24 protein-coding genes are annotated in these 21915 nt (G+C 73.3%); 15 read left to right on the top strand and 9 right to left on the bottom strand.

Annotated features, from left to right (window positions below; all coding sequences use genetic code 11):
- The first annotated feature begins 191 nt into the window (after positions 1-191).
- Positions 192-737, top strand: a complete 546-nt coding sequence (locus tag DQ237_RS02405) for a hypothetical protein (RefSeq protein WP_113796715.1) — start codon at positions 192-194, stop codon at positions 735-737.
- A gap of 10 nt (positions 738-747) precedes the next feature.
- Here the strand turns inward: DQ237_RS02405 and DQ237_RS02400 are convergent, their stop codons facing one another.
- The gene (locus DQ237_RS02400) at positions 748-1860 is read right to left on the bottom strand and encodes a DUF2235 domain-containing protein (protein ID WP_113796713.1); all 1113 of its coding nucleotides are present in this window, start codon (positions 1858-1860) and stop codon (positions 748-750) included.
- Between the two features lie 220 nt (positions 1861-2080).
- A complete protein-coding gene (locus tag DQ237_RS02395) occupies positions 2081-2338 on the bottom strand; it encodes a helix-turn-helix domain-containing protein (RefSeq protein ID WP_113797443.1) in 258 nt (85 codons plus the stop codon).
- 404 nt (positions 2339-2742) lie between these two features.
- On the opposite strand from DQ237_RS02395, the gene DQ237_RS02390 reads away from it, so the two are divergent.
- The 5 genes from DQ237_RS02390 to DQ237_RS02370 all read left to right on the top strand — a co-directional run bounded on the left by DQ237_RS02390 (position 2743) and on the right by DQ237_RS02370 (position 7415).
- Positions 2743-3018, top strand: a complete 276-nt coding sequence (locus DQ237_RS02390) for a hypothetical protein (protein ID WP_113796711.1) — start codon at positions 2743-2745, stop codon at positions 3016-3018.
- The gene (locus tag DQ237_RS02385) at positions 2993-3310 is read left to right on the top strand and encodes a hypothetical protein (protein ID WP_147251722.1); all 318 of its coding nucleotides are present in this window, start codon (positions 2993-2995) and stop codon (positions 3308-3310) included. The genes DQ237_RS02390 and DQ237_RS02385 overlap by 26 nt, the downstream gene beginning before the upstream one ends.
- Positions 3311-3653: 343 nt before the next feature.
- Positions 3654-5789, top strand: a complete 2136-nt coding sequence (locus tag DQ237_RS02380; protein WP_113796707.1) for a DEAD/DEAH box helicase — start codon at positions 3654-3656, stop codon at positions 5787-5789.
- Positions 5786-6991: a 3-deoxy-7-phosphoheptulonate synthase gene (locus tag DQ237_RS02375; protein WP_240619339.1), complete on the top strand. Its 1206-nt coding sequence runs from the start codon at positions 5786-5788 to the stop codon at positions 6989-6991. The genes DQ237_RS02380 and DQ237_RS02375 overlap by 4 nt, the downstream gene beginning before the upstream one ends.
- Before the next feature lie 22 nt (positions 6992-7013).
- Positions 7014-7415, top strand: a complete 402-nt coding sequence (locus DQ237_RS02370; protein WP_205730038.1) for a hypothetical protein — start codon at positions 7014-7016, stop codon at positions 7413-7415.
- Here DQ237_RS02370 and DQ237_RS02365 read toward each other — a convergent pair.
- Positions 7409-8587, bottom strand: a complete 1179-nt coding sequence (locus DQ237_RS02365; protein WP_113796703.1) for an acyl-CoA dehydrogenase family protein — start codon at positions 8585-8587, stop codon at positions 7409-7411. The two genes, DQ237_RS02370 and DQ237_RS02365, sit on opposite strands and share 7 nt — an antisense overlap.
- A gap of 192 nt (positions 8588-8779) precedes the next feature.
- On the opposite strand from DQ237_RS02365, the gene DQ237_RS20490 reads away from it, so the two are divergent.
- From DQ237_RS20490 to DQ237_RS02350, 3 genes are all read left to right on the top strand, one after another.
- On the top strand, positions 8780-9796 hold the full coding sequence (locus tag DQ237_RS20490; protein WP_304557630.1) for a transglycosylase family protein: 1017 nt from the start codon (positions 8780-8782) through the stop codon (positions 9794-9796).
- A 95-nt stretch (positions 9797-9891) separates the two neighbouring features.
- The gene (locus DQ237_RS02355) at positions 9892-10431 is read left to right on the top strand and encodes an RNA polymerase sigma factor (protein ID WP_113796701.1); all 540 of its coding nucleotides are present in this window, start codon (positions 9892-9894) and stop codon (positions 10429-10431) included.
- The gene (locus DQ237_RS02350) at positions 10428-11678 is read left to right on the top strand and encodes a hypothetical protein (protein ID WP_113796699.1); all 1251 of its coding nucleotides are present in this window, start codon (positions 10428-10430) and stop codon (positions 11676-11678) included. The genes DQ237_RS02355 and DQ237_RS02350 overlap by 4 nt, the downstream gene beginning before the upstream one ends.
- On the opposite strand, the gene DQ237_RS02345 is transcribed toward DQ237_RS02350, so the two are convergent.
- Positions 11666-12061 carry a thiol-disulfide oxidoreductase DCC family protein gene (locus DQ237_RS02345; RefSeq protein WP_113796697.1) on the bottom strand — a complete coding sequence of 132 codons (396 nt, stop codon included), beginning with the start codon at positions 12059-12061 and terminating at the stop codon, positions 11666-11668. The two genes, DQ237_RS02350 and DQ237_RS02345, sit on opposite strands and share 13 nt — an antisense overlap.
- A gap of 87 nt (positions 12062-12148) precedes the next feature.
- Between DQ237_RS02345 and DQ237_RS02340 the strand changes: the two genes are divergently transcribed.
- From DQ237_RS02340 to DQ237_RS02325, 4 genes are all read left to right on the top strand, one after another.
- Positions 12149-12655, top strand: a complete 507-nt coding sequence (locus DQ237_RS02340; protein WP_147251721.1) for a hypothetical protein — start codon at positions 12149-12151, stop codon at positions 12653-12655.
- Positions 12656-12765: 110 nt separating this feature from the next.
- Positions 12766-13470 carry a beta-ketoacyl-ACP reductase gene (fabG, locus tag DQ237_RS02335; RefSeq protein WP_113796693.1) on the top strand — a complete coding sequence of 235 codons (705 nt, stop codon included), beginning with the start codon at positions 12766-12768 and terminating at the stop codon, positions 13468-13470.
- Positions 13470-14240, top strand: a complete 771-nt coding sequence (gene fabI, locus DQ237_RS02330; RefSeq protein ID WP_113796691.1) for an enoyl-ACP reductase FabI — start codon at positions 13470-13472, stop codon at positions 14238-14240. Before fabG ends, fabI begins: the two co-directional genes overlap by 1 nt.
- Before the next feature lie 68 nt (positions 14241-14308).
- On the top strand, positions 14309-15454 hold the full coding sequence (locus DQ237_RS02325) for a ferrochelatase (protein ID WP_113796689.1): 1146 nt from the start codon (positions 14309-14311) through the stop codon (positions 15452-15454).
- Positions 15455-15569: 115 nt separating this feature from the next.
- On the opposite strand, the gene DQ237_RS02320 is transcribed toward DQ237_RS02325, so the two are convergent.
- From DQ237_RS02320 to DQ237_RS02310, 3 genes are all read right to left on the bottom strand, one after another.
- Positions 15570-16220, bottom strand: a complete 651-nt coding sequence (locus DQ237_RS02320) for a hemerythrin domain-containing protein (RefSeq protein ID WP_113796687.1) — start codon at positions 16218-16220, stop codon at positions 15570-15572.
- Between the two features lie 107 nt (positions 16221-16327).
- On the bottom strand, positions 16328-17779 hold the full coding sequence (gene argG, locus DQ237_RS02315) for an argininosuccinate synthase (protein ID WP_113796685.1): 1452 nt from the start codon (positions 17777-17779) through the stop codon (positions 16328-16330).
- A gap of 42 nt (positions 17780-17821) precedes the next feature.
- Positions 17822-18559, bottom strand: coding sequence for a hypothetical protein (locus tag DQ237_RS02310; RefSeq protein WP_113796683.1), 738 nt, complete (start codon positions 18557-18559; stop codon positions 17822-17824).
- Between the two features lie 110 nt (positions 18560-18669).
- On the opposite strand from DQ237_RS02310, the gene DQ237_RS02305 reads away from it, so the two are divergent.
- Both DQ237_RS02305 and DQ237_RS02300 read left to right on the top strand, forming a co-directional pair.
- Positions 18670-19107 carry an NfeD family protein gene (locus DQ237_RS02305; protein ID WP_113796681.1) on the top strand — a complete coding sequence of 146 codons (438 nt, stop codon included), beginning with the start codon at positions 18670-18672 and terminating at the stop codon, positions 19105-19107.
- Positions 19108-19182: 75 nt separating this feature from the next.
- Positions 19183-20400: an SPFH domain-containing protein gene (locus DQ237_RS02300; RefSeq protein ID WP_113796679.1), complete on the top strand. Its 1218-nt coding sequence runs from the start codon at positions 19183-19185 to the stop codon at positions 20398-20400.
- A 107-nt stretch (positions 20401-20507) separates the two neighbouring features.
- Here DQ237_RS02300 and DQ237_RS02295 read toward each other — a convergent pair whose 3' ends face one another.
- Entirely contained in the window at positions 20508-21419 is a 912-nt protein-coding gene (locus tag DQ237_RS02295) for an RNA polymerase sigma factor SigF (protein WP_113796677.1), read from the bottom strand.
- A complete protein-coding gene (locus DQ237_RS02290; RefSeq protein WP_113796675.1) occupies positions 21416-21907 on the bottom strand; it encodes an ATP-binding protein in 492 nt (163 codons plus the stop codon). Before DQ237_RS02290 ends, DQ237_RS02295 begins: the two co-directional genes overlap by 4 nt.
- Between the last annotated feature and the right edge of the window lie 8 nt (positions 21908-21915).

Raw genomic sequence — 21915 nt, 5'->3', positions numbered from 1 at the left:
ACCCGTCCGGATCGCATCGACAGGCTGCGACCGATCGCGGCCCGCTGCCGGGACGGTGAGTCATGTCCGCGAGCTCTGGCCCGATCATCGCGCTGGCGGTCGTCGCCGTCCTGGTCGTCCTCGGCATCGTGACCGGACTGGTCCTCCTGATCATCTGGCTGCTCTGAGCCGCGGGCGCCGGGAACCGCCAGGTGAAGGACGTCGTCGCGGTCCTCGGGGGTGTGCTCGGTGCGGTGGCGTTCTTCGGGAACGTCGGTCTCTCGCTGATCGCCCACACGCACATGGAGCTGACGCTCGAGTGGCTCGAGCGGGGCAAGCGCTCGGTGCTCACCGCGCTCACGACCGTGGAGAACCGGGGCCGCTTCCCCAAGCGGATCCACTACCTCTGCCTGGTCGTGGGACCGGCGGGGGAGAGCCTCCCGCAGATGCTCGCGGCGCTCGGGGACGCGGGGCGCACCTCGGCGTCGGGCGGCCGGCTGGACGCACTCGTCCGGGCGCGCGCCGACGAGGAGGACTACGCGCCCGACGGGGCGCACGCGCTGCTGCCGCTGCCCTTCGTCTACCGCGACCAGCCGAGCATCGGCCAGGAGGCGGTGTCGTTCCGGTCGGTCATCGACACCGCACGACTGGCCTCGGCGGCCGACCTGCGGGTGTACCTCGTGGCCGCCAGCCGGTACCCCCTCGGCGTCCTCCGGTACCGGACCACGGCGGAGCTGGCGATCCACGAGCCCGGGTGAGCACCGCGGGTCAGGGATGCCGGAAGCCGGTCGCCTTGAGGTCCGGCTCGAGGTCGGTCAGCGGTCCGCGCCGCTCCAGGTAGGACTCCAGGCCCGGCGGGCGGTATGTCGGGATCTGCCGATGCCGGAGGACGGCGGTGGAGGCCACGGTCTCGGTGCGCTCGTGGGTGCTGCCGATGCGCCGGTGGTGCCGGGGCAACAGCTTGTACAGCGCGGTGCGCGAGTCCCGCAGCGGCCCGTCGGCGCACGGTAGGGGGTGGGGACGGTTGTCCGTCGGTCGCCGGCCCTCCGGCAGCGAGGAGAACGCGTCCGGCAGGAAGGTGAGGCCGCACTCCTTGGCCCGCTCCACCATCCACAGCAGGGCGATGTCCGAGAGGCCGGTGTCGGCGTACCCGCCTCCGACGCCGCAGTGGACGCCGGAGAACCAGACCTGTTCCAGCCGCTGACCGACCGGGTGGGCGTCCTCGTCGTGCGGCTCCCAGAGCGTCGGCCGGAACGGACCCCGCTGCTCGTCGATCGCCAGGGCGTGGAAGGCGTTCTTCACGATGGAGCTCAACTTGGTGTCGTGGAAGGCCCACCGGCGGTTGAGCCACCCCATGCCCCGCACGGGGATGCCGAGGGCGCCGACGGTGTCCCACACGCCGATGAAGGTGATCTCCGCTTCCCACGAGTACGAGCGGCGGAACAGCTCGGACTCCGTGCCGCGCGGATGGGCGCCGCGGGCCCGGTAGAGCTCGTACGCCTCCTCGACGCGGTGCGCTTCCTGCGGCTTGAGCACGCCGCAGTTGCGCACGAACCCGACCGTGCTGCGCGCGGTGAAGGCGCCGCGGCTGAAGCCGAACAGGAAGATCTCGTCGCCGGGCTCGAAGTTCTGCACGATGGTCCGGTACGCGTCCTGGACGTTGCGGGACAACCCCATCCCGAACCCGCCGCCACGGAGGCGCTCACCCTTCTCGGTGCCGACGCCGCGCAGGTAGTAGACGCACTGGTCGCGGCCGTCGTCTCCCCTCGGGGCGACCTCCAGCGCCACCTTGGTCACGTTGGTCGGGCAAGGCCGGCCCTCGGCCGCCTGGTCCGGGGTGTTCCAGGTTCCGTCGCAGCAGATCACCAGACGCTTGGCCATGGCCCCTCCCGGCCCTCGGCGGTGGGCGGCGGGCGGCGTTCCCCGCCGCCGACACCGCGAGCGTCCTCGCGGTCACTGCCGCGGACCAGGGTCTTTCGACGTCGCTGCGACGCCGCAGACGGGGGTGAGGCGCGGAGGGCGGGGGTGACCGGTCCGCTTCACCGCGGCCGGGGGTTCGTCGGTCGCCGTCGGGCTCCCGGTCCGGTCCTCCCCGGGTCGATCAGGCGACGTCGGTGCGCGCCTCGGAGAGGTACTCGCGGACGGCGGTCTCCGGCACGCGGAAGGAGCGGCCGACGCGAACGGCGGAGAGCTCACCGCCGTGGACCAGGCGGTACACGGTCATCTTGGAGACCCGCATGATCGCCGCGACCTCGGCGACGGTGAGGAAGCTGACGGCGCGCGGGGCGGGACGCTGCTCCGGCACGGGACGCTGCGCCGCGGGGGCGACGGGCTGCTGCGGGCGGGCGCCGGCGGGCATCATCCGCGCGGCGGGGTAGGCGCCGTGCATGGCCGGGCGGGGAGCGGGGCGCTGGCCGTAGGCGGCCGGGCGGGCGAGGGTCTGGGCGGTGGAGCGCTGGGGAAGGGACACGTCGTTTCCTCTCGCGGGGGTGGTGGACGCCTCGTCCCGGTGTCTACCGGCTGCGCCCTTGCTGACACCCACAGTAAGCAGCCGAGTGCGCTCAGTGTCAGGTCGAGACGGACGAGACGGACCGTTCCCCTTCGTCACATGTTGCCCGTGCGACTCTCGCGACCCGTGCGAAGCGCGAGGTGACAGGCGACGCGTGAGGCGCGTGAGCCCGGCGGCCGCGGACGCCGGATCCCGTCGCAAGCTCGGAGGCATGTCCCCGTCATCGGCCGGATCCTGCAGTCGCAGGAGGACCCATGGCTGAGCGTGTCTTCCTCCACGTGGGGACGCCCAAGAGCGGGACGACCTATCTGCAGGACCTGCTCTGGAGCAACCGCGAGGTGCTCGCCCGGGACGGCGTCGCTTACCCCGGTTGGGCCCCCGACGCGCACTTCCGAGCCTGCCTGGACCTCCTCGACCTGCGCTTCGACGACTGGCACGGCCCGGCGACGGTCGGCACCTGGGACCGGTTGGTCGCGGAGGTGGCGCAGACCGGGGGGCGCGGTGGTGATCAGCCACGAGCTCTTCGGTGACGCCGACGCCGAGGTGGCCCGGCGGGCGCTCGCCTGGTTCGCGAAGCAGCAGTCGCCCGGCTCCTCGGCGCCCTCGGTGCCGGATCAGCCCGAGCCCGAGCCCGAGCCCGAGCCCGCGCCCGAGCCCGAGCTCGCCTCGGAGACGGCTCCGGCACCGCCGGCCGTCGAGCCGACGCCGCAGGACAACCATGCGTCAGCAGACCCGGTGATCTCGTCGGGACGCAGACGTTTGGCCCGGCTCCTCGGGCCTGCGGCGGGCAGGGCCGGCCTGGCCGCGTCCGTGCGTCGCTGACCGCAGCGCCGGCGAGGGACGTCGTCCCCGAGTCGTGCTCGCGGGTGGTCACCGCACCCGCAGGTCGGGCCCCGGCCGGCGCCAGGCGCTACTCTGGGGACGGCGGCGGTCCGCACGGGCCGTTCCACCGGCGACGACTTCTGCTCTCGCGTGGGTGCCCCGGCGATCCCGGTGGCTGTCTGCCCACGACGGAACCGTTCCCGGAGGCGTCGACCGCCCACGGATCCGTGGACGCCGGCGCAGCAGCCCCGCGGTTCCTCCGTCCACGGCCCCGGCCGCCGGACCGGGGCCGTCCGCGGTAGCGCGTCGTGGTGCCCGTGCCGGGTGCCCGGAGGAGGAGTACGTGGCAGGACCAGCTCGTCGGTCGACGGGCGCGCGGCGCAACGCCCCGCGCAACCAGCGCCAGCGGCGTGTCCGCGAGGGCGGCGACGTGATCGCGGTGCTCGCCCGCGCCGTCCGCGAGGTCGAGGGTGCGGTGAAGCGCGGCCGGGTCACCCCGTCGGTCCGCGCCGAGTTCCAGGCCATCGCCCTGGTGCTGCGCGAGGAGCGCGCCCGGGTGCAGGCGGACTCGACGCTGGGGGAGGCCCGCCGCGGCGAGCAGCTCAAGCGGCTGGACGGGATCGCCACGATCCTCGCCACCACCGCCGTCCGGGAGTCGGGCCTGCTGGCCCTGCTCGCCGACGACGCCGTCGCCTCCGACGCGGCCCGCGCGCTGAAGCGGGAGATGCTCGAGGCGGCCGGGATCGACACGCCGGAGGAGGTCGCCCCGCCCGCCCCCGAGGTGGAGACGGCGCCGGCCGCCCCCGAGCGCAAGGTCGTGCCGCAGTCGGTGATCTCCCGGCAGCTGGCCAACCCCTTCCTTGCCCCCGACTTCTCCGCCGCCCGGCCGGTCGCGGCCAAGCCGCGCCGGCTGATGGGCTGGGAGCTGCTCAGCCCGCTGCTGAACTCCTTCGAGCGGGCCGGTGGCGGCGCCCCCGCCTGCATGTCGCTGCCCTTCCCGAGCTCGCAGTTCACCCCGGCCGGGCTGGAGCTCATGCCGCACCAGGGGCAGGTCGTCGCCGCCGCGGCACAGGGGCACCGCACGTTCCTGCTCGCCGACGAGCCGGGTCTGGGCAAGACTGCCCAGTCGCTGCTGGCGGCCGAGGCGGCGCAGGCGTTCCCGCTGCTGGTGGTCGTGCCGAACGTCGTGAAGACCAACTGGGCCCGCGAGGCCGCGCGCTGGACGCCGCACCGGCCTGCGACGGTCATCCAGGGCAACGGCGAGACGATCGACGCCTTCGCCGACATCGTCGTCGTCAACTACGAGGTGCTCGACCGGCACGTGGGCTGGATCGGGGACTTCGGCTTCCGCGGGATGGTCGTCGACGAGGCGCACTTCATCAAGAACAAGACCTCGCAGCGTTCCCAGCACGTCCTCGAGCTCTCCGAGCGCATCCGCTCCCGCACCCCGCGGCCGTTGCTGATGGCGCTGACCGGCACGCCGCTGATCAACGACATCGAGGACTTCCGGGCCATCTGGCAGTTCCTCGGCTGGATCGACGACGAGAAGCCGCTCGGTGAGCTGATGCAGTGCCTGGAGGACACCGGCTTCACGCCTGCGGATCCGGGTTTCTACCCGGCCGCCCGCCAGTGCGTGATCGACCTCGGCATCGTGCGCCGCCGCAAGGTCGACGTCGCCGCCGACATCCCGGCCCGCCGCATCGCCGACCTGCCCGTGGAGCTCGACGACAAGGCCGGCCGGTCCATCCGGGCGGCCGAGCGCGAGCTGGCTGCCCGTCTGGTCAAGCGGTACGACAGCGCGCTCGCGGCGCGCGAGTCCGCGACCGTCGTCGAGGAGATCGACCGCGAACTCGTCCGCAAGGTCGCCGGCTGGGAGCTCAAGGACACGACAACGAAGACCACCGGCGAGAACGTCTTCAGCATGATGCGGCGCATCGGGCAGGCCAAGGCCGGCCTCGTCGCCGACTACGCCGCACAGCTGGCCCGCAGCGCCGGCAAGGTCGTGTTCTTCGCCAAGCACGTCGACGTCATGGACACCGCGGAGGAGACGCTCGACAAGCTCGGCATCCGCTACTCCTCGATCCGCGGGGACCAGACGCCCACGGCGCGGCAGAAGAACATCGACGCGTTCGTGAAGGACGCCGACGTCGCCGTCGCGGTCTGCTCGCTCACCGCGGCCGGCGTCGGCCTCAACCTGCAGGTGGCCTCCAACATCGTGCTCGCCGAGCTCTCCTGGACCGACGCCGAGCAGACGCAGGCGATCGACCGCAGCCACCGCATCGGCCAGACCGAGCCGGTCACCGCCTGGCGGATCATCGCCGCGCAGACGCTCGACTCCCGCATCGCCGAGCTCATCGACAGCAAGGCGGGCCTGGCCGCCCGGGCGCTCGACGGCTCGGACGAGGAGGTGCAGTCCTCGACCGACGTGCAGCTCGAGGCGCTGGTCGCGCTGCTCACCGACGCCCTGGAGAACCGGTGACGATCCTGGACGACGCGACCCGCGTCGCGGACCTGCTGCTCGACGTCCAGACCCGGGTGAACGGGCAGATCGACGCCGCCCTCGCCGACGCGCTGCCCGCGGTCCAGCGGGCGGTCGGCGTCTCCCCGGAGGACGCCGTCGACCTCGGGGACCTGGTCAACGCGCGGATCACCGGGCTCTCCGTCGTCGTCACCCCGGCCTCGGTCGCCGCCGTCGTCCCCCTGTCGGGCACGTCGGTGCAGACGACGCGGACCGCCCGGCGGGCCATGGCCGAGATCCTGACCGGCGCCGACCAGCGGCTGGCCGTGATCGCCGGCCCCTGCTCGATCCACGACCCGGAGGCCGCGCTGGAGTACGCCGCCTTCATCGCGCGGATGCGGCAGCGGCACGGCGCGGACCTCGAGATCCTGATGCGCACCTACACCGAGAAGCCGCGCACCGAGGTCGACTGGAAGGGCTTCGTCTACGACCCGTTCCTCGACGGCTCCAGCCGGATCAGCGTGGGGCTGGTGGCCACCCGGATGCTCATGTGCCGGATCACCGCGCTCGGCGTCCCGGTGGCGGCGGAGCCGCTGAACGCGCTCACCCCGCAGTACGTCAACGGGCTGGTCACCTACAACGGGGTCGGCGCCCGCAACGTCACCGACCAGACCGCCCGCGAGCGGGTCTCGGGCTTCTCCTCGGTGGTCGGGTTCAAGAACTCGCCGGAGGGCAGCGTCGAGTCGGCGATCCAGGCGGTCGTGACGGCGCGGTCGCCGCACGAGTTCCTCGGCGTCGACGCCCACGGGGTCTCCGCCCAGCTGTCGACGACGGGCAACGCGACCGGGCACGTGATCCTGCGCGGCGCCAAGGACGGCCCGAACTACTCCGCCCAGCACATCGCCGACCTGCGGCAGCGGTTGTCCGAGCGGGGGCTCCCGCAGGTGGTCGTGGTCGACGCCTCCCACGGCAACAGCCAGAAGAACCACCTGCGCCAGATCGAGGTCGTGCGCGACCTGGCCGGTCAGATCGCCGGTGGGGAGAGCGCGATCCGCGGTGTCATGGTCGAGAGCAACCTGGTCGCCGGCCGGCAGGACCTCGACCAGGAGCACCCCGAACGCCTGGAGTACGGCCGGAGCGTGACCGACGCGTGCGTCGACCTGCCGACCACCGAGGCGATGGTCGCCGAGCTGGCGGAGGCCGCCCGCGCCCGGCGCGGCTGACCTGCCCGGCTACCGTTCGTCCGTGCCGACCGTCGCCCGCACCGCCGCCCGACTCGTCCTCGGGGCGACCATGGTCGGCGCCGGGGTGCTGCACCTGACCACGCAGCGGCAGGAGTTCCAGGCCCAGGTGCCCGAGTGGTTCCCGCTGGACGACGACCTGACGGTGCTCGGCTCCGGCGTCGCCGAGATCGCCCTGGGGGCGGCCTTCGTCGCGCTTCCGAGACGGCAGCGGCTGATCGGCGGGCTGCTGGCGGCGTTCTTCGTCGCGATCTTCCCGGGCAACGTCGCGCAGTACCTGGAGGGGACCAGCGCCTTCGGGCTGGACACCGACACCAAGCGGCTGGTCCGGCTGTTCTTCCAGCCCCTCCTGGTGCTGTGGGCGCTCTACGGCGGCGGCTGGCTGCGGCGCCGGCCGGCTCAGTAGGAGCGAGGGAGTCCCAGCACCTGCGTGCCGAGGTGGGCGAGGATCAGCTCCTCGGCCACGGGGATGTTCTTGGCGATGCGGGAGTCGCGGAACAGCCGTTCCACCGGGTGGTCCTTGGAGTAGGCCATGCCGCCGTAGGTCTGGAAGGCCTGGTTCGCCGCCTCCCAGGCGACCTGCGCGCCGGTGAGCTTGGCGATGTTGGTCTCGGTGCCGCAGGGCAGGCCCTGGTCGAACAGCCAGGCGGCCTTGTAGGTCATCAGCCGGGCGAGCTCGGTCTTCGCCTTGATCTGCGCGAGCGGGAACTGCACCGCCTGGTTGGCCCCGATGGGCCGGCCGAACACCGTGCGTTCCCGGGCGTAGTCGCAGGCCAGGGCCAGCGCCGCCTCCGCGCCGCCGACCCCGCCGGCCGCGGCGAGGATCCGCTCCGGGTTGAGCACGTCCCACAGCACCGGGAAGCCCTGGTCGACCTCGCCCAGCACCCGGTCGGCCGGCACCCGCAGGTCGTCGAGGAAGACCTGGCTGCTGGTGACGACGTTGCCGCCCAGCTTCGGGATCGGCGTGTAGCTCAGCTGCCCGTTCGCCACCGCCTCCTTCACGTCGACCAGGAAGAGCGTGAAGCCCGCGGTGCGGGGCCTCGCCTCCGCCGCCGGGATCGTGCGGGTCACCGCGATCATCCAGTCGGCGTTCTCCAACCCGGAGATCCACACCTTCTGCCCGCGGATGAGGAAGTCCTCGCCGTCCCGGCGCGCCTGCGTGCTGATCTCCAGGGCGTTGCTGCCCGCGTCGGGTTCGGTGAGCCCGAGGGCGAACTGCACGCTGCCGTCGGCGACGCCGGGCAGGATCGCGGCCTTCTGCTCGGGCGTGCCGTGCCGGGCCAGCGTCATCGCGCCGAAGCCCGGCGTGAGGATGTAGAGGAAGATCCCGGCCGTGCCGCCCGAGGCGGCGAGCGTCTCGCAGGCGACCGCGAGCTCGAGCAGCCCCTGGCCGCCGCCGCCGTACTCCTCGGGCACCGACAGCCCGAGCCAGCCGCCGTCGGCCAGGTCGCGCCAGGCCTCCGTGGGGAAGCGGTGCTCCTCCTCGCAGCGCGACCAGTAGGCGTGGTCGTACTTCGCCGCGACCCCGCGCACTCCGTCGCGGACGGCCAGGGCGGAGTCGGGGAGCGTGAAGTCCATGTCGCCTCGCAGATAGGAGGGGCCACCGCGCGACGGCGGCGGACACAGCGCCGCCGATGCTGCCACGGCCCGCCGTGGAGCGGACGGTAACGATCCGGCGGCCGTGTAAGGGACGCCGACGCGTGTCGGGCCTCCGGCGCCCCAGGCTCCGTGCACCCTGGTGCGCCGGTGACGGAAGGGGTGCGTGTGGTCGTGCGACGGTGGACTCCTCGGCTCGGGCGGGTCGTCGTGGGCGCAGCGCTCGGTCTGGGCCTCCTGTGCGGAACGGCGTCGGCGGCGCCGGCGGACCCGCGGGTCACCGCCGCCGAGCAGGCCGCCCAGGCGGCGACGGTCCGGGTCGGCGAGCTGCTGGGCCGGCTGGGCGTGGCGCAGAACGAGGTGGACCGCGCGGGCGCGGAGCTCGCCCGGGCGCGAGCCGACGCCGAGGCGCAGCAGCAGGCGTACGCGGCCACGTCCGCCGCGGCGCAGGCCGCAGGGCGGGTGGCGCAGCAGGCGCAGGACGAGCTGACCGCCGCCCGCGACGCCGTGGTGGCCTTCGCGCGGACCAGCTACATGTCGGGCACCACGTCGCCGACCCTGGCCGGGCTGCTCACCGCTGGGAGCCCCGCGCAGCTTGTGGAGCGGGCAGCACTGCTGGAGGTCGTCGGCGCGGGACGTACCGAGGTGTTGGCGTCGGCCGCGGCAGCGCAGCAGCATGCGGCGGAGAGCGAGTCGGTCGTGCAGGAAGCCCTCGCCGAGGCCGACCGTGCGCGGGACACCGCCCAGGCGGCCGTGGCCTCTGCGGAGGCCGTCGGGGCCCGCGCGACCGAGCAGCTGACCCAGCTGCAGGCCCAGCAGGCCGACCTGCAGGCGCAGCTCGAGCAGGCCCGGAGCGCGCTGGTCGCCCAGCAGGTGGCCGCCCGCCGCACCGTGCCGGCACCGCCGCGGCCCGCCCCGACGACCGGCGGCGCCCCGGCGCCGGCTCCCGCGCCTGGGCACGACTGGGACGCCGTCGCCCGGTGCGAGAGCGGCGGCAACTGGAGCATCGACACCGGCAACGGCTACTACGGCGGCCTGCAGTTCGGCTCCACTACGTGGACGTCGTTCGGCGGCGGGGCCTACGCCCCTCGCGCGGACCTGGCCACGAAGGAGCAGCAGATCGCGATCGCCGAGAAGGTGCTCGCGAAGCAGGGCCCACGGGCCTGGCCCACCTGCGGCAAGCTCCTCTGACCCTCGGCCGCCCTGAGCGAACCGTGGTGAGCCTGTAACGATCCGTGCGGTCCGGACACGTACCGGATGTGATCGCGACGCAGGGGCCACCAGCCATGACCAGACCGCTACGCGGCGACGACCTCTTCGAGGAGGTCTACCGGAGCTCCGGTACCGCGTTGCTGGGCTATGCCCTGCGCCGGTCGTCCACGCGGGAGGACGCGCTCGACGTCGTCGCCGAGACGTTCGCGACCGCGTGGCGGCGGCGGGCCGACATGCCACCGGATCCGGCCGACGCCCGCCCCTGGCTGTTCGGCATCGCCCGCCGCCACTTGGCCAACTCGCGGCGCGGCAGCGAACGCAGCGGACGGCTGGGGGAGCGGCTCGCCCGCTCGTTCGCCACGGACGCCGTCCCTGATCCCGCGGACCTGCTCCAGCGGTCGGCGGACACCGCCCGCGTGCGGGCGGCGCTGCAGCAGATGTCCGAGGAGGACCGCGAGCTGCTGACGCTCATCGCCTGGGAGGGCCTCACCCCTGCCCAGGCCGCCGCGGCGCTCGACCTCACGCCGGGCACCGCCCGGGTCCGTCTGCACCGCGCCCGCGGACGACTCCGCGCCGCCCTTGCTCCCTCCACCGATGAGGAGACCGCCCGATGATCACCGACCGAGAGCTGGACGACCGCCTGACCGCGGCGGCGGGCATCCGCGACGCCGAGCTGCCCGCCCTTCCCGACGACTTCCTCCGCTTCGTGACCGAGGCCGACGAGTCGGCGTCCGTCGTCGCCGCCCGCCAGCTGGCCGCCGAGTCCCGCACCGCACCGCGTCGTCGGCGCCCCAGCCGGAAGACCTTCGTCCGGGCCGGCGCGGGGGTGCTCGTCGTCGCCGCGGCATGGACCACCGCCGTCGTCGTCGACCTCCGACCGGAACGACCACCGGTCGTCGCGGCGCCCGACGCGCAGCTGCCGGCCGAGCCGACGCCGCTGCCGCTCGACCCGCCCGGCGGCCTGACCCTGGTCGCTGCTGAGGCGATCACCTTCCCGTACTCGCTGGACCCGGCGCCCGAAGGACTGACGCCCGTCCTGAGCCGCGGGGGAGGGCTGGAGATGTTCGGCGCCGTGGAGCCGTTGGTCTACTCGGCCCGGTACAGCTCCGCGGACGACCCGGGGTTCACGTTCACGATCTCCGAGCGCGATCCGCGGGTGCCCCCGCCGGGCGCGCAGCTGTCGCCGCCCTACACCGACGACGAGGTCGAGGACCGGGGCACCACCGCAGTCGCCGGCCGGCCCGCCGACTTCACCCGGGCGACCCTGTCCGAGCCGTCCTGCACCTACGCCCCGGCGCCGCCGACGCAGCAGCAGGAGCCGGAGCAGGTCTGCGGCAGCGCCTATGCCGAGCTCTACTGGCAGCGCGCCGACGGGCTGTGGGTCGGCCTCGTGGGGTGGGGTGACCGGTACGGCTCGGAGACCGCCCTGGTCTCCGTCGGCCAGTCGATCGTCGACCGGCCGCAGCCCGTCCAGCTGCAGTTCGGTCTCGCGCCCGAGGGGTGGGCGGTCTCCAGCTACGAGAGCCTCGGCAACCTCGCGCTCGTCGACGAGGCCGACCCGACGAACCCCAGCGCGCGCGTCGCGGTCAGCCTGCTGGAGCAGTGGCGGGGCTACGACTCCCCGGACGTCGTGCTGCGGGGCATGGCCGACGGCAATCCCGTCGAGGAGCTCACCGTCAAGGGGCGGTCCGCGCGGCTGGTCTCGGTGCCCGATCACTTCGCCGACCTCGGTTCGGGCACGCGGATGTGGTACCTCGCCGGCGAGTTCCGCGATGGCACCGGCTTCCTGCTCCAGGCGCCGGACACCCTCTCCCGGGAGGACGTCCTGGCCATGGCCGAGGGGATGAGCTACACGGCCTGATCGGCCGGCGGCGGGACGGACGGCACGCGACAGGCCGCCGTCCCGCCGGGCAGCCGGTACCGGTTGGCCGCCACCAGCCGGTACACCGGCGGGGCGATCCAGCGGACCGGCGGCAACGACAGCAGGACGCCGAGGACGAGCCAGAACCCGCCGGCGGCCCGCAGCGCCCGGGCCACGGCGGGCGCGCCACCGGTGACCGCGCCGTCCCTGTCGACCCAGAGCACCTCGCGCTGCGCCCGTTCGGCGGTGAGCCCCGCTGTGGCGAGGTCCACCTGCTGCCAGGGGAGGACGGCGCACCCGGCCGGCAGGATGCCCCGGGCGAACTCGGCGCTGCGGGTGCAGAAGGCGCAGTCGCCGTCGAAGACGAGGGCGGGACGCTGCACGGGGCACCTCCGGACAGGGATCGGACGCGTCAGTCTCGCAGGTGGCGGTGCTGGTGGGGAGCCTGCCGCGCCGCCATGATCGCCGTCGTGAGCACCGACTACGTCTACTTCCTGGCCGACGACGACGCAGCCGCCGCCGAGGCGCTGACCCGCCCGGGCGGCCCGCTCGGGTGGCCCGAGGTCACCGGTCAGCGCAAGACCGGGCTCTTCCGGAAGGAACCCGTGGTGACCGAGCTCGGACCGGGGTACCCGGGCTTCGCTACGCCCGCCGTCGATCCGGTCGTGGCGCTGGGCACCCTGGCCGAACTGCTGACCGGCGTCGACTACGACGCGGTGCAGGACGACCCGCGCCACGGTGCGGAGGTCGCCTCGACGCCCACCGGCGATCGCATGGTCCTCGCCGTGACCGACTCCCTGCGGGAGGCACTGACCGCCGTCGAGGACTCGCGCATCGCCGAACTCGCCGAGGCATGGGGTCGCACGGAGGAGCTCGAGCACGCCGACCCTGCCGACCTGCGCGAGGTCCTGCGCGGCCTCCGGGAACTCGCCCGCGGTGACGCCCGAGCCCGGCTCTACGCGTACCTGGCGGCCTAGCGGGACCCGCTCCCGTGAGGCAGTGATCACGTACTCGCCGGTAGCCGGTGGGAGCCGCGACCAGGGGCTAGGTTCGGTCCGACAGGGTCGTCGGCAGGGGAGTGGCGCGCGTGAGCAGATCGGTGCTGGTGACCGGTGGGAACCGGGGGATCGGGCTGGCCATCGCGCGCTCGTTCGCCGAGCAGGGCGATGCCGTCGCGGTCACCCACCGGGGCAGCGGCGCCCCCGACGGGTTGTTCGGGGTGCAGTGCGACGTGACCAGCAGCGAGGACGTCGACCGCGCGTTCGGTGAGATCGAGCAGCACCAGGGGCCGGTCGAGGTCCTCGTCAGCAACGCCGGGATCACCCGCGACGGGCTGCTCATGCGCATGAAGGAGGACGACTTCACCGACGTCCTCGACGCGAACCTCACCGCCGCCTACCGGGTCGCCAAGCGGGCCAGCGCGAAGATGGTCCGCGCCCGCTCCGGCCGCATGATCTTCGTGTCGTCGGTCGTCGGCCTGCTCGGCTCGGCGGGCCAGACGAACTACGCCGCCTCCAAGGCCGGCCTCGTCGGGTTGGCCCGGTCCATCGCCCGCGAGCTGGGCAGCCGGAACATCACCGCGAACGTCGTCGCGCCCGGCTTCGTGACCACCGACATGACCGCGGAGCTGCCCGAGGCGCGGCAGAAGGAGATCCTCGGCCAGGTGCCGCTGGGCCGGTACGCCGACGCCGACGAGATCGCCGGCGTCGTGCGCTTCCTGGCCGGCGACGCGGCGGGCTACATCACCGGGGCGGTCGTCCCGGTCGACGGCGGACTGGGAATGGGGCACTGATGGGGATTCTCGAGGGCAAGAAGATCCTGGTCACCGGCGTGCTGACGGAGGCGTCGATCGCCTTCGCCACCGCGCGGCTGGCCCAGGAGCAGGGCGCCACGCTCGTGCTCTCCAACTTCGGCCGCGCCCTGTCGCTCTGCCAGCGCATCGCCAAGCGGCTGCCGCAGGAGGCCGCCGTCGTCGAGCTCGACGTGACGAACACCGAGCACCTCGGCTCGCTGGCCGACCGGCTGCGCGAGCAGGGCTTCGACACCCTGGACGGCGTCGTCCACTCCATCGGCTTCGCGCCGCAGGAGGCGATGGGGGAGGGGTTCCCGGAGGTCGCGTGGGAGCACGCGGCGACGGCCTTCCAGGTGTCGAGCTGGTCCTACGCCTCGCTGACCCAGGCGTGCCGGCCGCTGCTGGCCAACCCCTCGTCGGTCGTCGGCCTCACCTTCGACGCCTCGGTCGCCTGGCCGGTGTACGGCTGGATGGGCGCGGCCAAGGCGGCGCTGGAGTCGGTCAGCCGGTACGTCGCCCGCGAGCTCGGGCCCGAGGGCGTGCGGTCCAACATCGTCGCCGCCGGGCCGCTGCGCAGCATGGCGATGAAGTCGATCCCCGGCAGCAAGCAGTTCGAGGAGGCCTGGGAGGGCCGGGCCCCGCTGGGCTGGTCGGTCACCGACACCGAACCCGCGGGCAAGGCCGTCGTCGCCCTGTTGTCAGACTGGTTCCCGGCCACCACCGGCGAGATCGTCCACGTCGACGGAGGCTTCCACGCCGTGGGCGTGTGAAAGTCGCAGAGCCACGCCGTCGGCGTGTGAGTGCATCCAGCGTCACCCCGCAACAGGAAGAAACACACGTGCCCCGCGCCCTCGTCGACATCACCCCTGACGGCCAGCGTCCCGACCAGGACCCCTCGCTCGCCGTCCGCAACAACGGCGGCGTCGAGCCGTCGTCCGCCCCGGCTCCGGCCGGTCGCCGCGAGGCGTTGCTGCTGCTCTCCTTCGGCGGCCCGGAGGGCCACGACGACGTCATGCCGTTCCTGGAGAACGTCACCCGCGGGCGCGGCATCCCGCGCGAGCGGCTGGAGGAGGTCGCGGAGCACTACCACCACTTCGGTGGCGTGAGCCCGATCAACGACCAGAACAAGGCGCTGCTCGCCGCGCTCGAGGGAGAGCTGGAGGCCGCCGGCGTCGACCTGCCGATGTACTGGGGCAACCGGAACTGGGCGCCCTACGTCGAGGACGTCTGGCAGCAGATGGCCGACGACGGCATCCAGCACGCCTACGTCCTCGCGACCTCGGCCTACGCCTCGTTCTCCGGGTGCCGGCAGTACCACGAGGACATCGCCCGGGCCCGCGCCGCGTTGACCGGGGATCCGGCCACGCCGGGAGGCCCGACGGCGGAGAAGCTGCCGCACTACTTCGACGCCGACGGGTTCGTGCGCGCCAACGCGGACGCGCTGGTCGAGGCGCTGGCGCACATCCCGGCCGAGCTGCGCGACTCCGCCCGTCTGGTCGCGACGGCGCACAGCATCCCCGATTCGATGGCTGCCGTCGCCGGTCCGGACGGGCACGCCTACGAGGCGGAGCTCATGGAGACCGCCCGCCGGGTGGTCGCCGCCGCCGTGCCCGGGCGGGACTTCGACCTGGTGTGGCAGAGCCGTTCGGGTCCGCCGTCGGTGCCGTGGCTGGAGCCGGACGTCAACGACCACCTGAAGGCGCTGGCGGAGGCAGGGGAGAAGGCCGTCGTCGTCTTCCCGGTCGGCTTCGTCAGCGACCACCTCGAGGTGATCTGGGACCTCGACAACGAGGCGAAGGAGACGGCCGGCGAGCTCGGCCTCGCCTTCGCCCGGGCGGCGACGGCCGGTACGCACCCGGACTTCGTGCGCTCGCTGGTCGAGCTGCTGGTCGAACGCCGCGCCGGAGGGGAGCCGCGGCTGGGTACCAACTGCCCGGCGTCCTGCTGCTTCACCCCGCCGCGGCCGCCCCGCCCGACGGCCTGACCGCACGACTCTGCCGGCGGGTTCCCGACCGTGCTGGAGGGATCGCGCCCGCAGCGTGTGCGGTCCAGCCGCAGAGTCGCCGCTCAGTCGGTGCCGGACCCGACTGAGCGGCGTCTCAGTGCCGCGAGGTGGGCGTCCGCCACAGCGGTGCCACCTCGCGGGTGTACCGGCGGCCGATCAGGCGGGTGAAGACGGCGAGCACCGGCGGGGGCACGGTGGACCGGAGGAACCGACGCTCCGGTTCCTCGGCACCGTCGGTGAGCCAGGCGAAGAAGCGGCCGATCTCGCCGACCGGGCGGCTGCGGAGCTTCTTCTCCACCGCCTTCCACTCGGGGGAGTCGTGGTGCGGCTCCAGCTGCGGCTCGAGCTCGTCCTCCTCGTGCCGGAGGTGCCGCTCGGTGATCTCCCGCGTCCGGCCCACGCTCGCGCTCGCCGCCGCGGCATCGGTGGTCGAGCCGCTCGCGGCCAGCGCGCCGAGCGCCGTCGACGTCTGCGCGAGGGCCTCGGCCATCGCCTCGTGCTCGGACTCCATCGCGGTGAGCAGCTCCCGGTCGACCCCCACCGAGGCCAGCATCGGCCAGATGTAGGCGTCCTCCGTCTCGTGGTGGTGGGTGAGCTCGGCCCGGAGGTTGGCGAAGGCGCGCTCGAGCTCGCCACCTCGTGCCCGGTCGCCCTCGCGCCAGTCGTCCAGGGCCGCGGAGAGTCGCTGCAGGTCCCGCCGCACCGCGGCGTGGATCACCCGGTTCATCGTCATCGACGCTGCCATGGCCGAACGCTAGCCGCGCGCGTTCCCCCGGTGGAGGGGTTCGCGCGCCCTATCGGCTCCTCGGCAGCTGCCCGCGCCGAGCTGACGAGGCGGGGCCAGAGGTGTCCTCAGTCGGTGCCGGACTCCATGGCGGCGCGGTCGAGCAGCTCATCGTGCGCCGACACCTGACCGCGCGAGGCGATCGTCTCGGCACCACCCTGCTCGGAGGCGTCGATGAGCCCGGTCGATGCCGCCTGGGCCGCACCGATCGCCGCGTGCGAGGCGGCACCGCCGACCATGCCGATCCGGGCGTACTGCTCCAACCGGGCACGCGAGTCGGCGATGTCGAGGTTCCGCATCGTCAGCTGACCGATCCGGTCCACCGGGCCGAACGCCGAGTCGTGCGTGCGCTCCATCGACAGCTTGTCCGGGTGGTAGCTGAACGAGGGGCCGGCGGTGTCGAGGATCGAGTAGTCCTCGCCGCGCCGCAGCCGGATCGTCACCTCTCCGGTCACCGCCATGCCGACCCACCGCTGCAGCGACTCCCGCAGCATGAGCGCCTGGGGGTCCAGCCAGCGACCCTCGTACATGAGCCGGCCCAGGCGGCGGCCCTCGGAGTGGTAGGTGGCGAGGGTGTCCTCGTTGTGGATCGCGTTGACCAGCCGCTCGTAGGCGATGTGCAGAAGCGCCATGCCCGGAGCCTCGTAGATCCCGCGGCTCTTGGCCTCGATGATGCGGTTCTCGATCTGGTCGGACATGCCCAGCCCGTGCCGGCCGCCGATGGCGTTCGCCTCGGTCACCAGGTCGACGGCGGAGTCGAACTCCTTGCCGTCGATGGTGACCGGGCGGCCCTGCTCGAACCCGAGCGTCACCGTCTCGGGGGTGATCTCGACCGACTCGTCCCAGAACCGCACGCCCATGATCGGCTCGACGGTCTCGATGCCCGTGTCCAGGTGCTCCAGCGTCTTGGCCTCGTGCGTGGCGCCCCAGATGTTGGCGTCGGTGGAGTAGGCCTTCTCGGCGCTGTCGCGGTAGGGCAGGCCGTGCGCGACCAGCCACTCCGACATCTCCTTGCGGCCGCCGAGCTCGGTGACGAAGTCGGCGTCCAGCCACGGCTTGTAGATCCGCAGGCCGGGGTTGGCCAGCAGGCCGTAGCGGTAGAACCGCTCGATGTCGTTGCCCTTGTAGGTCGAGCCGTCGCCCCAGATCTGGACGTCGTCCTCGAGCATCGCCCGGACCAGCAGCGTGCCCGTGACGGCGCGGCCCAGCGGCGTGGTGTTGAAGTAGCTGCGCCCACCGGAGCGGATGTGGAAGGCGCCGCAGGTCAGCGCGGCGAGGCCCTCCTCGACCAGTGCGGCGCGGCAGTCGACCAGCCGGGCCAGCTCTGCGCCGTAGGCCGAGGCCCGGCCGGGGACCGAGGCGATGTCGGGCTCGTCGTACTGCCCGATGTCCGCGGTGTAGGTGCAGGGGACCGCTCCCTTGTCGCGCATCCACGCGACCGCCACGGAGGTGTCGAGACCTCCGGAGAAAGCGATGCCGACGCGTTCGCCGACGGGAAGGGACGTGAGCACCTTGGACACGGCACAAGTATGCATGACCGTGCATGGTCATGCATGACCGGGTCAGCGGGGGACGGCGTTGTACGCCGCGGTCACCGCCTCGCGGACGGCGCCGGCGAGCGGACGCAGCGCGGCGTCGCGCCGCGCGGCCTGCGCGTGGTTGACCGCGGCTCCCGGTGCATCGGTCGCCGCCAGGTCCAGGACGGCGGCCAGCCGGAGCGCCCGGCCGAGGACCGACAGCGCGAGGGGGTCGTGGTCGTCCGGCAACCCCGGCGCCGGCCTCGGGCGCGCCAGCCCGGCCAGCAGGGTGGGCACCTCGGGATGCCAGCGGGCGAGGTCGAGCTCGGCCAGCGTGCGCGCGGCATCGGTGACCGCCAGGTCCAGTGCCCCCGAGGCGGCGCGCAGGGTGCCCTCGACCGGTGGGGGAGGAGGCGGGACGTCGTCGAGGCCGAACGCCGTCCACTGCAGCACCGCCGAGCCGAGCTGCTCGGGCACCAGGGCGACCCGGTCGCCGACGGCGGCCTGTCCGGCCTCCAGCGCGAGCGGCGCCAGGCCCGGGACGGCGGGCAGACCGCGGACGTCGCCGGGCGCGGGGAGCACCAGCCGCAGCCGCTTCTCACCGAGGCCGCGCAGCGCGCTCAGCGCCTCGCCCAGCGGGATCGCGCCGTCGGAGCCGGCGAGCCCGACCACCCGGTGCGCGGAGTGCCCGGTGATCCCGTCGAGGGCGTCGTCGTAGGCGGTGCGTCCGGTGAGCCAGGCGGTGGCCCACACCGCGAACCGGCCGGCGGGGAAGTCGTGCACGGCAGCGAGGCTACGGCCGGGGAAGCGGTGGCTCCCGGGCCGCACCGACGTTCCCCCAGGTGGGGTGCGGTGGATGAGACGAAGACCACCGGTCTGCCAGACTCCGGCACATGGCTGCCTGGCTCATCTGGCTGATCGGTGCCGTCGTGCTCGCCGTGGGCGAGGTGCTGACCGTCGACCTGGTGCTGCTGATGCTCGCCGGGGGTGCGCTGGGCGGCATGGCGGCGGCCCTGCTGGGTGGGGGAGCGGTCGTCCAGGTGATCGCCTTCATCGCCGTCTCCGGACTGCTGATGGCCGGTGTGCGGCCGATCGCCCGGCGCCACCTGGAGAACCGCACACCCCGCCAGCCCGACGGCGTCGAGACGTTCATCGGCCGGACCGCCACCGTCACCGAGGCCGTCGGTCGGCACGGCGGCCGGGTCCGCATGGGCGCCGACGAGTGGTCGGCCCGCACCGAGCAGTCCGCGGACTCCTACGCCGTCGGCGCGACGGTGCGCATCCTGGCGATCGACGGGGCCACCGCCGTCGTCGGCGACGCGCTGGAGTGAACCGGCCGCCGAGGGGCTGACCCGGCGAACCGGACCCGGCAGGATCTGCATCGACCCCGAGGAAGGGAGCCAGCCGTGGAACCGGCGCTCATCGCACTGCTCGTCGTCGCCGTCCTGGTCATCGTCCTGCTCGCCAAGAGCGTGACGATCGTCCCGCAGGCGCAGGCAAAGGTCGTCGAGCGGCTGGGCCGCTACAGCCGCACGCTGTCCCCGGGGCTGTCGATCCTGGTGCCGTTCATCGACCGCGTGCGGGCCACCATCGATCTGCGCGAGCAGGTCGTCTCGTTCCCGCCGCAGCCGGTGATCACCGCCGACAACCTGCAGGTCGGCATCGACACCGTCGTCTACTTCCAGGTGACCGACCCGCGGTTGGCCGTGTACGGCATCGCGAACTACATCACCGGCATGGAGCAGCTGACCACCACGACGCTGCGCAACGTGGTCGGCGGCCTGAACCTCGAGGGTGCGCTGACCGGACGCGACGGCATCAACAGCCAACTGCGTTCGGTGCTCGACGGGACGACCGGCCCGTGGGGTCTGCGCGTGGCCCGGGTGGAGATCAAGGCGATCGACCCGCCGCTGTCGATCCAGGACTCCATGGAGAAGCAGATGCGCGCCGACCGGGACAAGCGCGCCATCATCCTGACCGCTGAGGGGCAGCGGCAGGCCGCGATCACCTCGGCCGAGGGTGAGAAGGCGGCAGCGATCCTCTCCGCGGAGGGCAAGAAGCAGGCCGCGATCCTCGAGGCGGAGGCCGAGCGGCAGAGCCGGATCCTGCGTGCCGAGGGTGAGCGTGCCGCGCTGTTCCTCCAGGCGCAGGGCCAGGCGAAGTCGATCGAGACGGTGTTCCAGGCCATCCACGACGGCAAGCCCGACCAGGGGCTGCTGGCCTACCAGTACCTGCAGACGCTGCCGCAGATCGCCCAGGGCGACGCCAACAAGATGTGGATCGTCCCCAGCGAGTTCAGCAAGGCGCTGGAGGGGCTGGCCAACCTGGGCGGCGCCGGCGAGGGGCGGTCCTGGATGGACGTGCAGTCCGACGGGAACGGCAGCAGAGGACCCAAGGACGGCGGTCTGGACACCAGCAGCTGGTTCGAGTCGCAGGTGCCGGCTGCGGCCGATCAACCGGAGGCCCGGATCGAGCTGTCGAGCATCGCCGACACCACGCCCGCCGTGCCGACGCCTCCGTCGCTGTCCGAGGTGACCGCCGAGGTGCGGGAGAGCGGCCCGGCCGCCGACCCCGCCGTCCGCGAGCAGTTCGGCACACCGGACGACGGCACCACTTCGCCGTGATCATGAAGTTCGGGAAGCGACGCGCCGCTGAACGGCGGCGTGGCGCTTCCCGAACTTCATGATCACGCAGCGGGTGGGCGTGAGCCAGGGGATGGCGGGGGCCGGGCTCAGTCCTTGAGCAGGCCCTCGCGCAGCTTGGCCAGCGTCTGCGACAGCAGCCGGGAGACGTGCATCTGCGAGATGCCGATGTCCGCGGCGATCTGCGACTGGGTCATGTTGCCGAAGAACCGCAGGATCAGGATGCGGCGCTCGCGGGCCGGGATCGTGGCCAGCAGCGGCTGCAGCGACTCCCGGTACTCGACGCCCTCCAGCGCGGCGTCCTCCTCGCCGAGCGTCGCCGCCAGGGTGGGGGAGTCGTCCTCGCCGGAGAGCCGCTCGTCCAGGGAGCTGCTGCGGTAGGCGTTGGCCACCGCGAGACCCTCCAGGACCTCGGCGCGCGGGATGCCCAGGTGCTCGGCCAGCTCCGACGGCGTCGGCGCGCGGCCGTTCTTCTGCGCCAGCTCGCCCACCGCGGAGTTCAGCGACAGGTGCAGCTCCTGCAGCCGGCGCGGCACCCGCACCGACCAGCCCTGGTCGCGGAAGTGCCGCTTGATCTCACCGGTGATGGTCGGCACCGCGAAGGAGAGGAACTCCACGCCGCGGGTCGGGTCGAACCGGTCGATCGCCGCGATCAACCCGAGCGTGCCCACCTGCAGCAGGTCGTCGAACGGCTCGCCCCGGTTGCTGAACCGGCGGGCGAAGTGCCGGACGAGGGGCAGGTGCTCCTCGACCAGGATCTCGCGCAGCCGTTCGCGGCGCGGGTCGTCCTTCTCCAGAGAGGCGAGCTCGGCGAACAGGGGTGCGGTGCGCTCGGCCCGGCGCCGGTTCTCCGACATGGGGACGGCGTCGGGCTCCGCGGCCTGCGCCTCGGGCGCAGGGGCGTTCCCGTCGGTGCTCCCGACCGGCGTCGACTCCGCTGCCTCGCCCGTCGGGGCGTCCAGCGGTTCCTCCACCGGGTCGGTGGCGGCCGAGGGGGTCACCGGGCCACCGAGAGGTTCTGTCCGCTGCCCACCTCGGCCGGGTGCTGACCGGGCAGGAACTTGTCCATGGAGATGATCGCGACCGGACCCTGGCCGCCGTCGCCGGCCGGGACCTCGCCCTGGGTCGAGCGGCGTCCCTCGACGGCGTCGACGAGTGCAGCCAGGACCGCCCAGCCGAAGCCGTCCGTGGGCACCTCGGTGCCGTCGGCCGTGGGCACCCACGCATCGATGTGCAGACCGGCGCGCGTGGTCTCGAAGACCACCGTGAGCGGGGCGTCGCCCTCGGCGATCGTGGTCAGGGTGGCGCAGGCCTCGTCGACGGCGAGGCGGAGGTCCTCCACGGCGTCCAGGTCGTAGTCCATGCGCATCGCCAGGTCACCGGCCATCGCCCGGACGGCGGGGAGCTGGGTCGCCGTGGTGGGCACGCGCAGCTCCAGTCGTTCCGCGCGTCGTCCGTCCTGCGCGAGGGGGCCCCTCGAGTCGACCATCCGTCGTC

The sequence above is a fragment of the Blastococcus sp. TF02-8 genome, assembly GCF_003319175.1.
Classification (GTDB): domain Bacteria; phylum Actinomycetota; class Actinomycetes; order Mycobacteriales; family Geodermatophilaceae; genus Blastococcus.
Note: the sequence above shows the minus strand (reverse complement) of the source record. Positions and strands in the feature narration are given on the sequence as shown.

Bases quoted from the DNA above. Each gene is read 5' to 3' on its own strand.
- DQ237_RS02400 (WP_113796713.1), bottom strand. From the start codon at position 1,860: ATGGCCAAGCGTCTGGTGATCTGCTGCGACGGAACCTGGAACACCCCG.
- DQ237_RS02395 (WP_113797443.1), bottom strand. From the start codon at position 2,338: ATGCCCGCCGGCGCCCGCCCGCAGCAGCCCGTCGCCCCCGCGGCGCAG.
- DQ237_RS02390 (WP_113796711.1), top strand. From the start codon at position 2,743: ATGGCTGAGCGTGTCTTCCTCCACGTGGGGACGCCCAAGAGCGGGACG.
- DQ237_RS02365 (WP_113796703.1), bottom strand. From the start codon at position 8,587: ATGGACTTCACGCTCCCCGACTCCGCCCTGGCCGTCCGCGACGGAGTG.
- DQ237_RS02355 (WP_113796701.1), top strand. From the start codon at position 9,892: ATGACCAGACCGCTACGCGGCGACGACCTCTTCGAGGAGGTCTACCGG.
- DQ237_RS02350 (WP_113796699.1), top strand. From the start codon at position 10,428: ATGATCACCGACCGAGAGCTGGACGACCGCCTGACCGCGGCGGCGGGC.
- fabI (WP_113796691.1), top strand. From the start codon at position 13,470: ATGGGGATTCTCGAGGGCAAGAAGATCCTGGTCACCGGCGTGCTGACG.
- DQ237_RS02320 (WP_113796687.1), bottom strand. From the start codon at position 16,220: ATGGCAGCGTCGATGACGATGAACCGGGTGATCCACGCCGCGGTGCGG.
- DQ237_RS02305 (WP_113796681.1), top strand. From the start codon at position 18,670: ATGGCTGCCTGGCTCATCTGGCTGATCGGTGCCGTCGTGCTCGCCGTG.
- DQ237_RS02290 (WP_113796675.1), bottom strand. From the start codon at position 21,907: ATGGTCGACTCGAGGGGCCCCCTCGCGCAGGACGGACGACGCGCGGAA.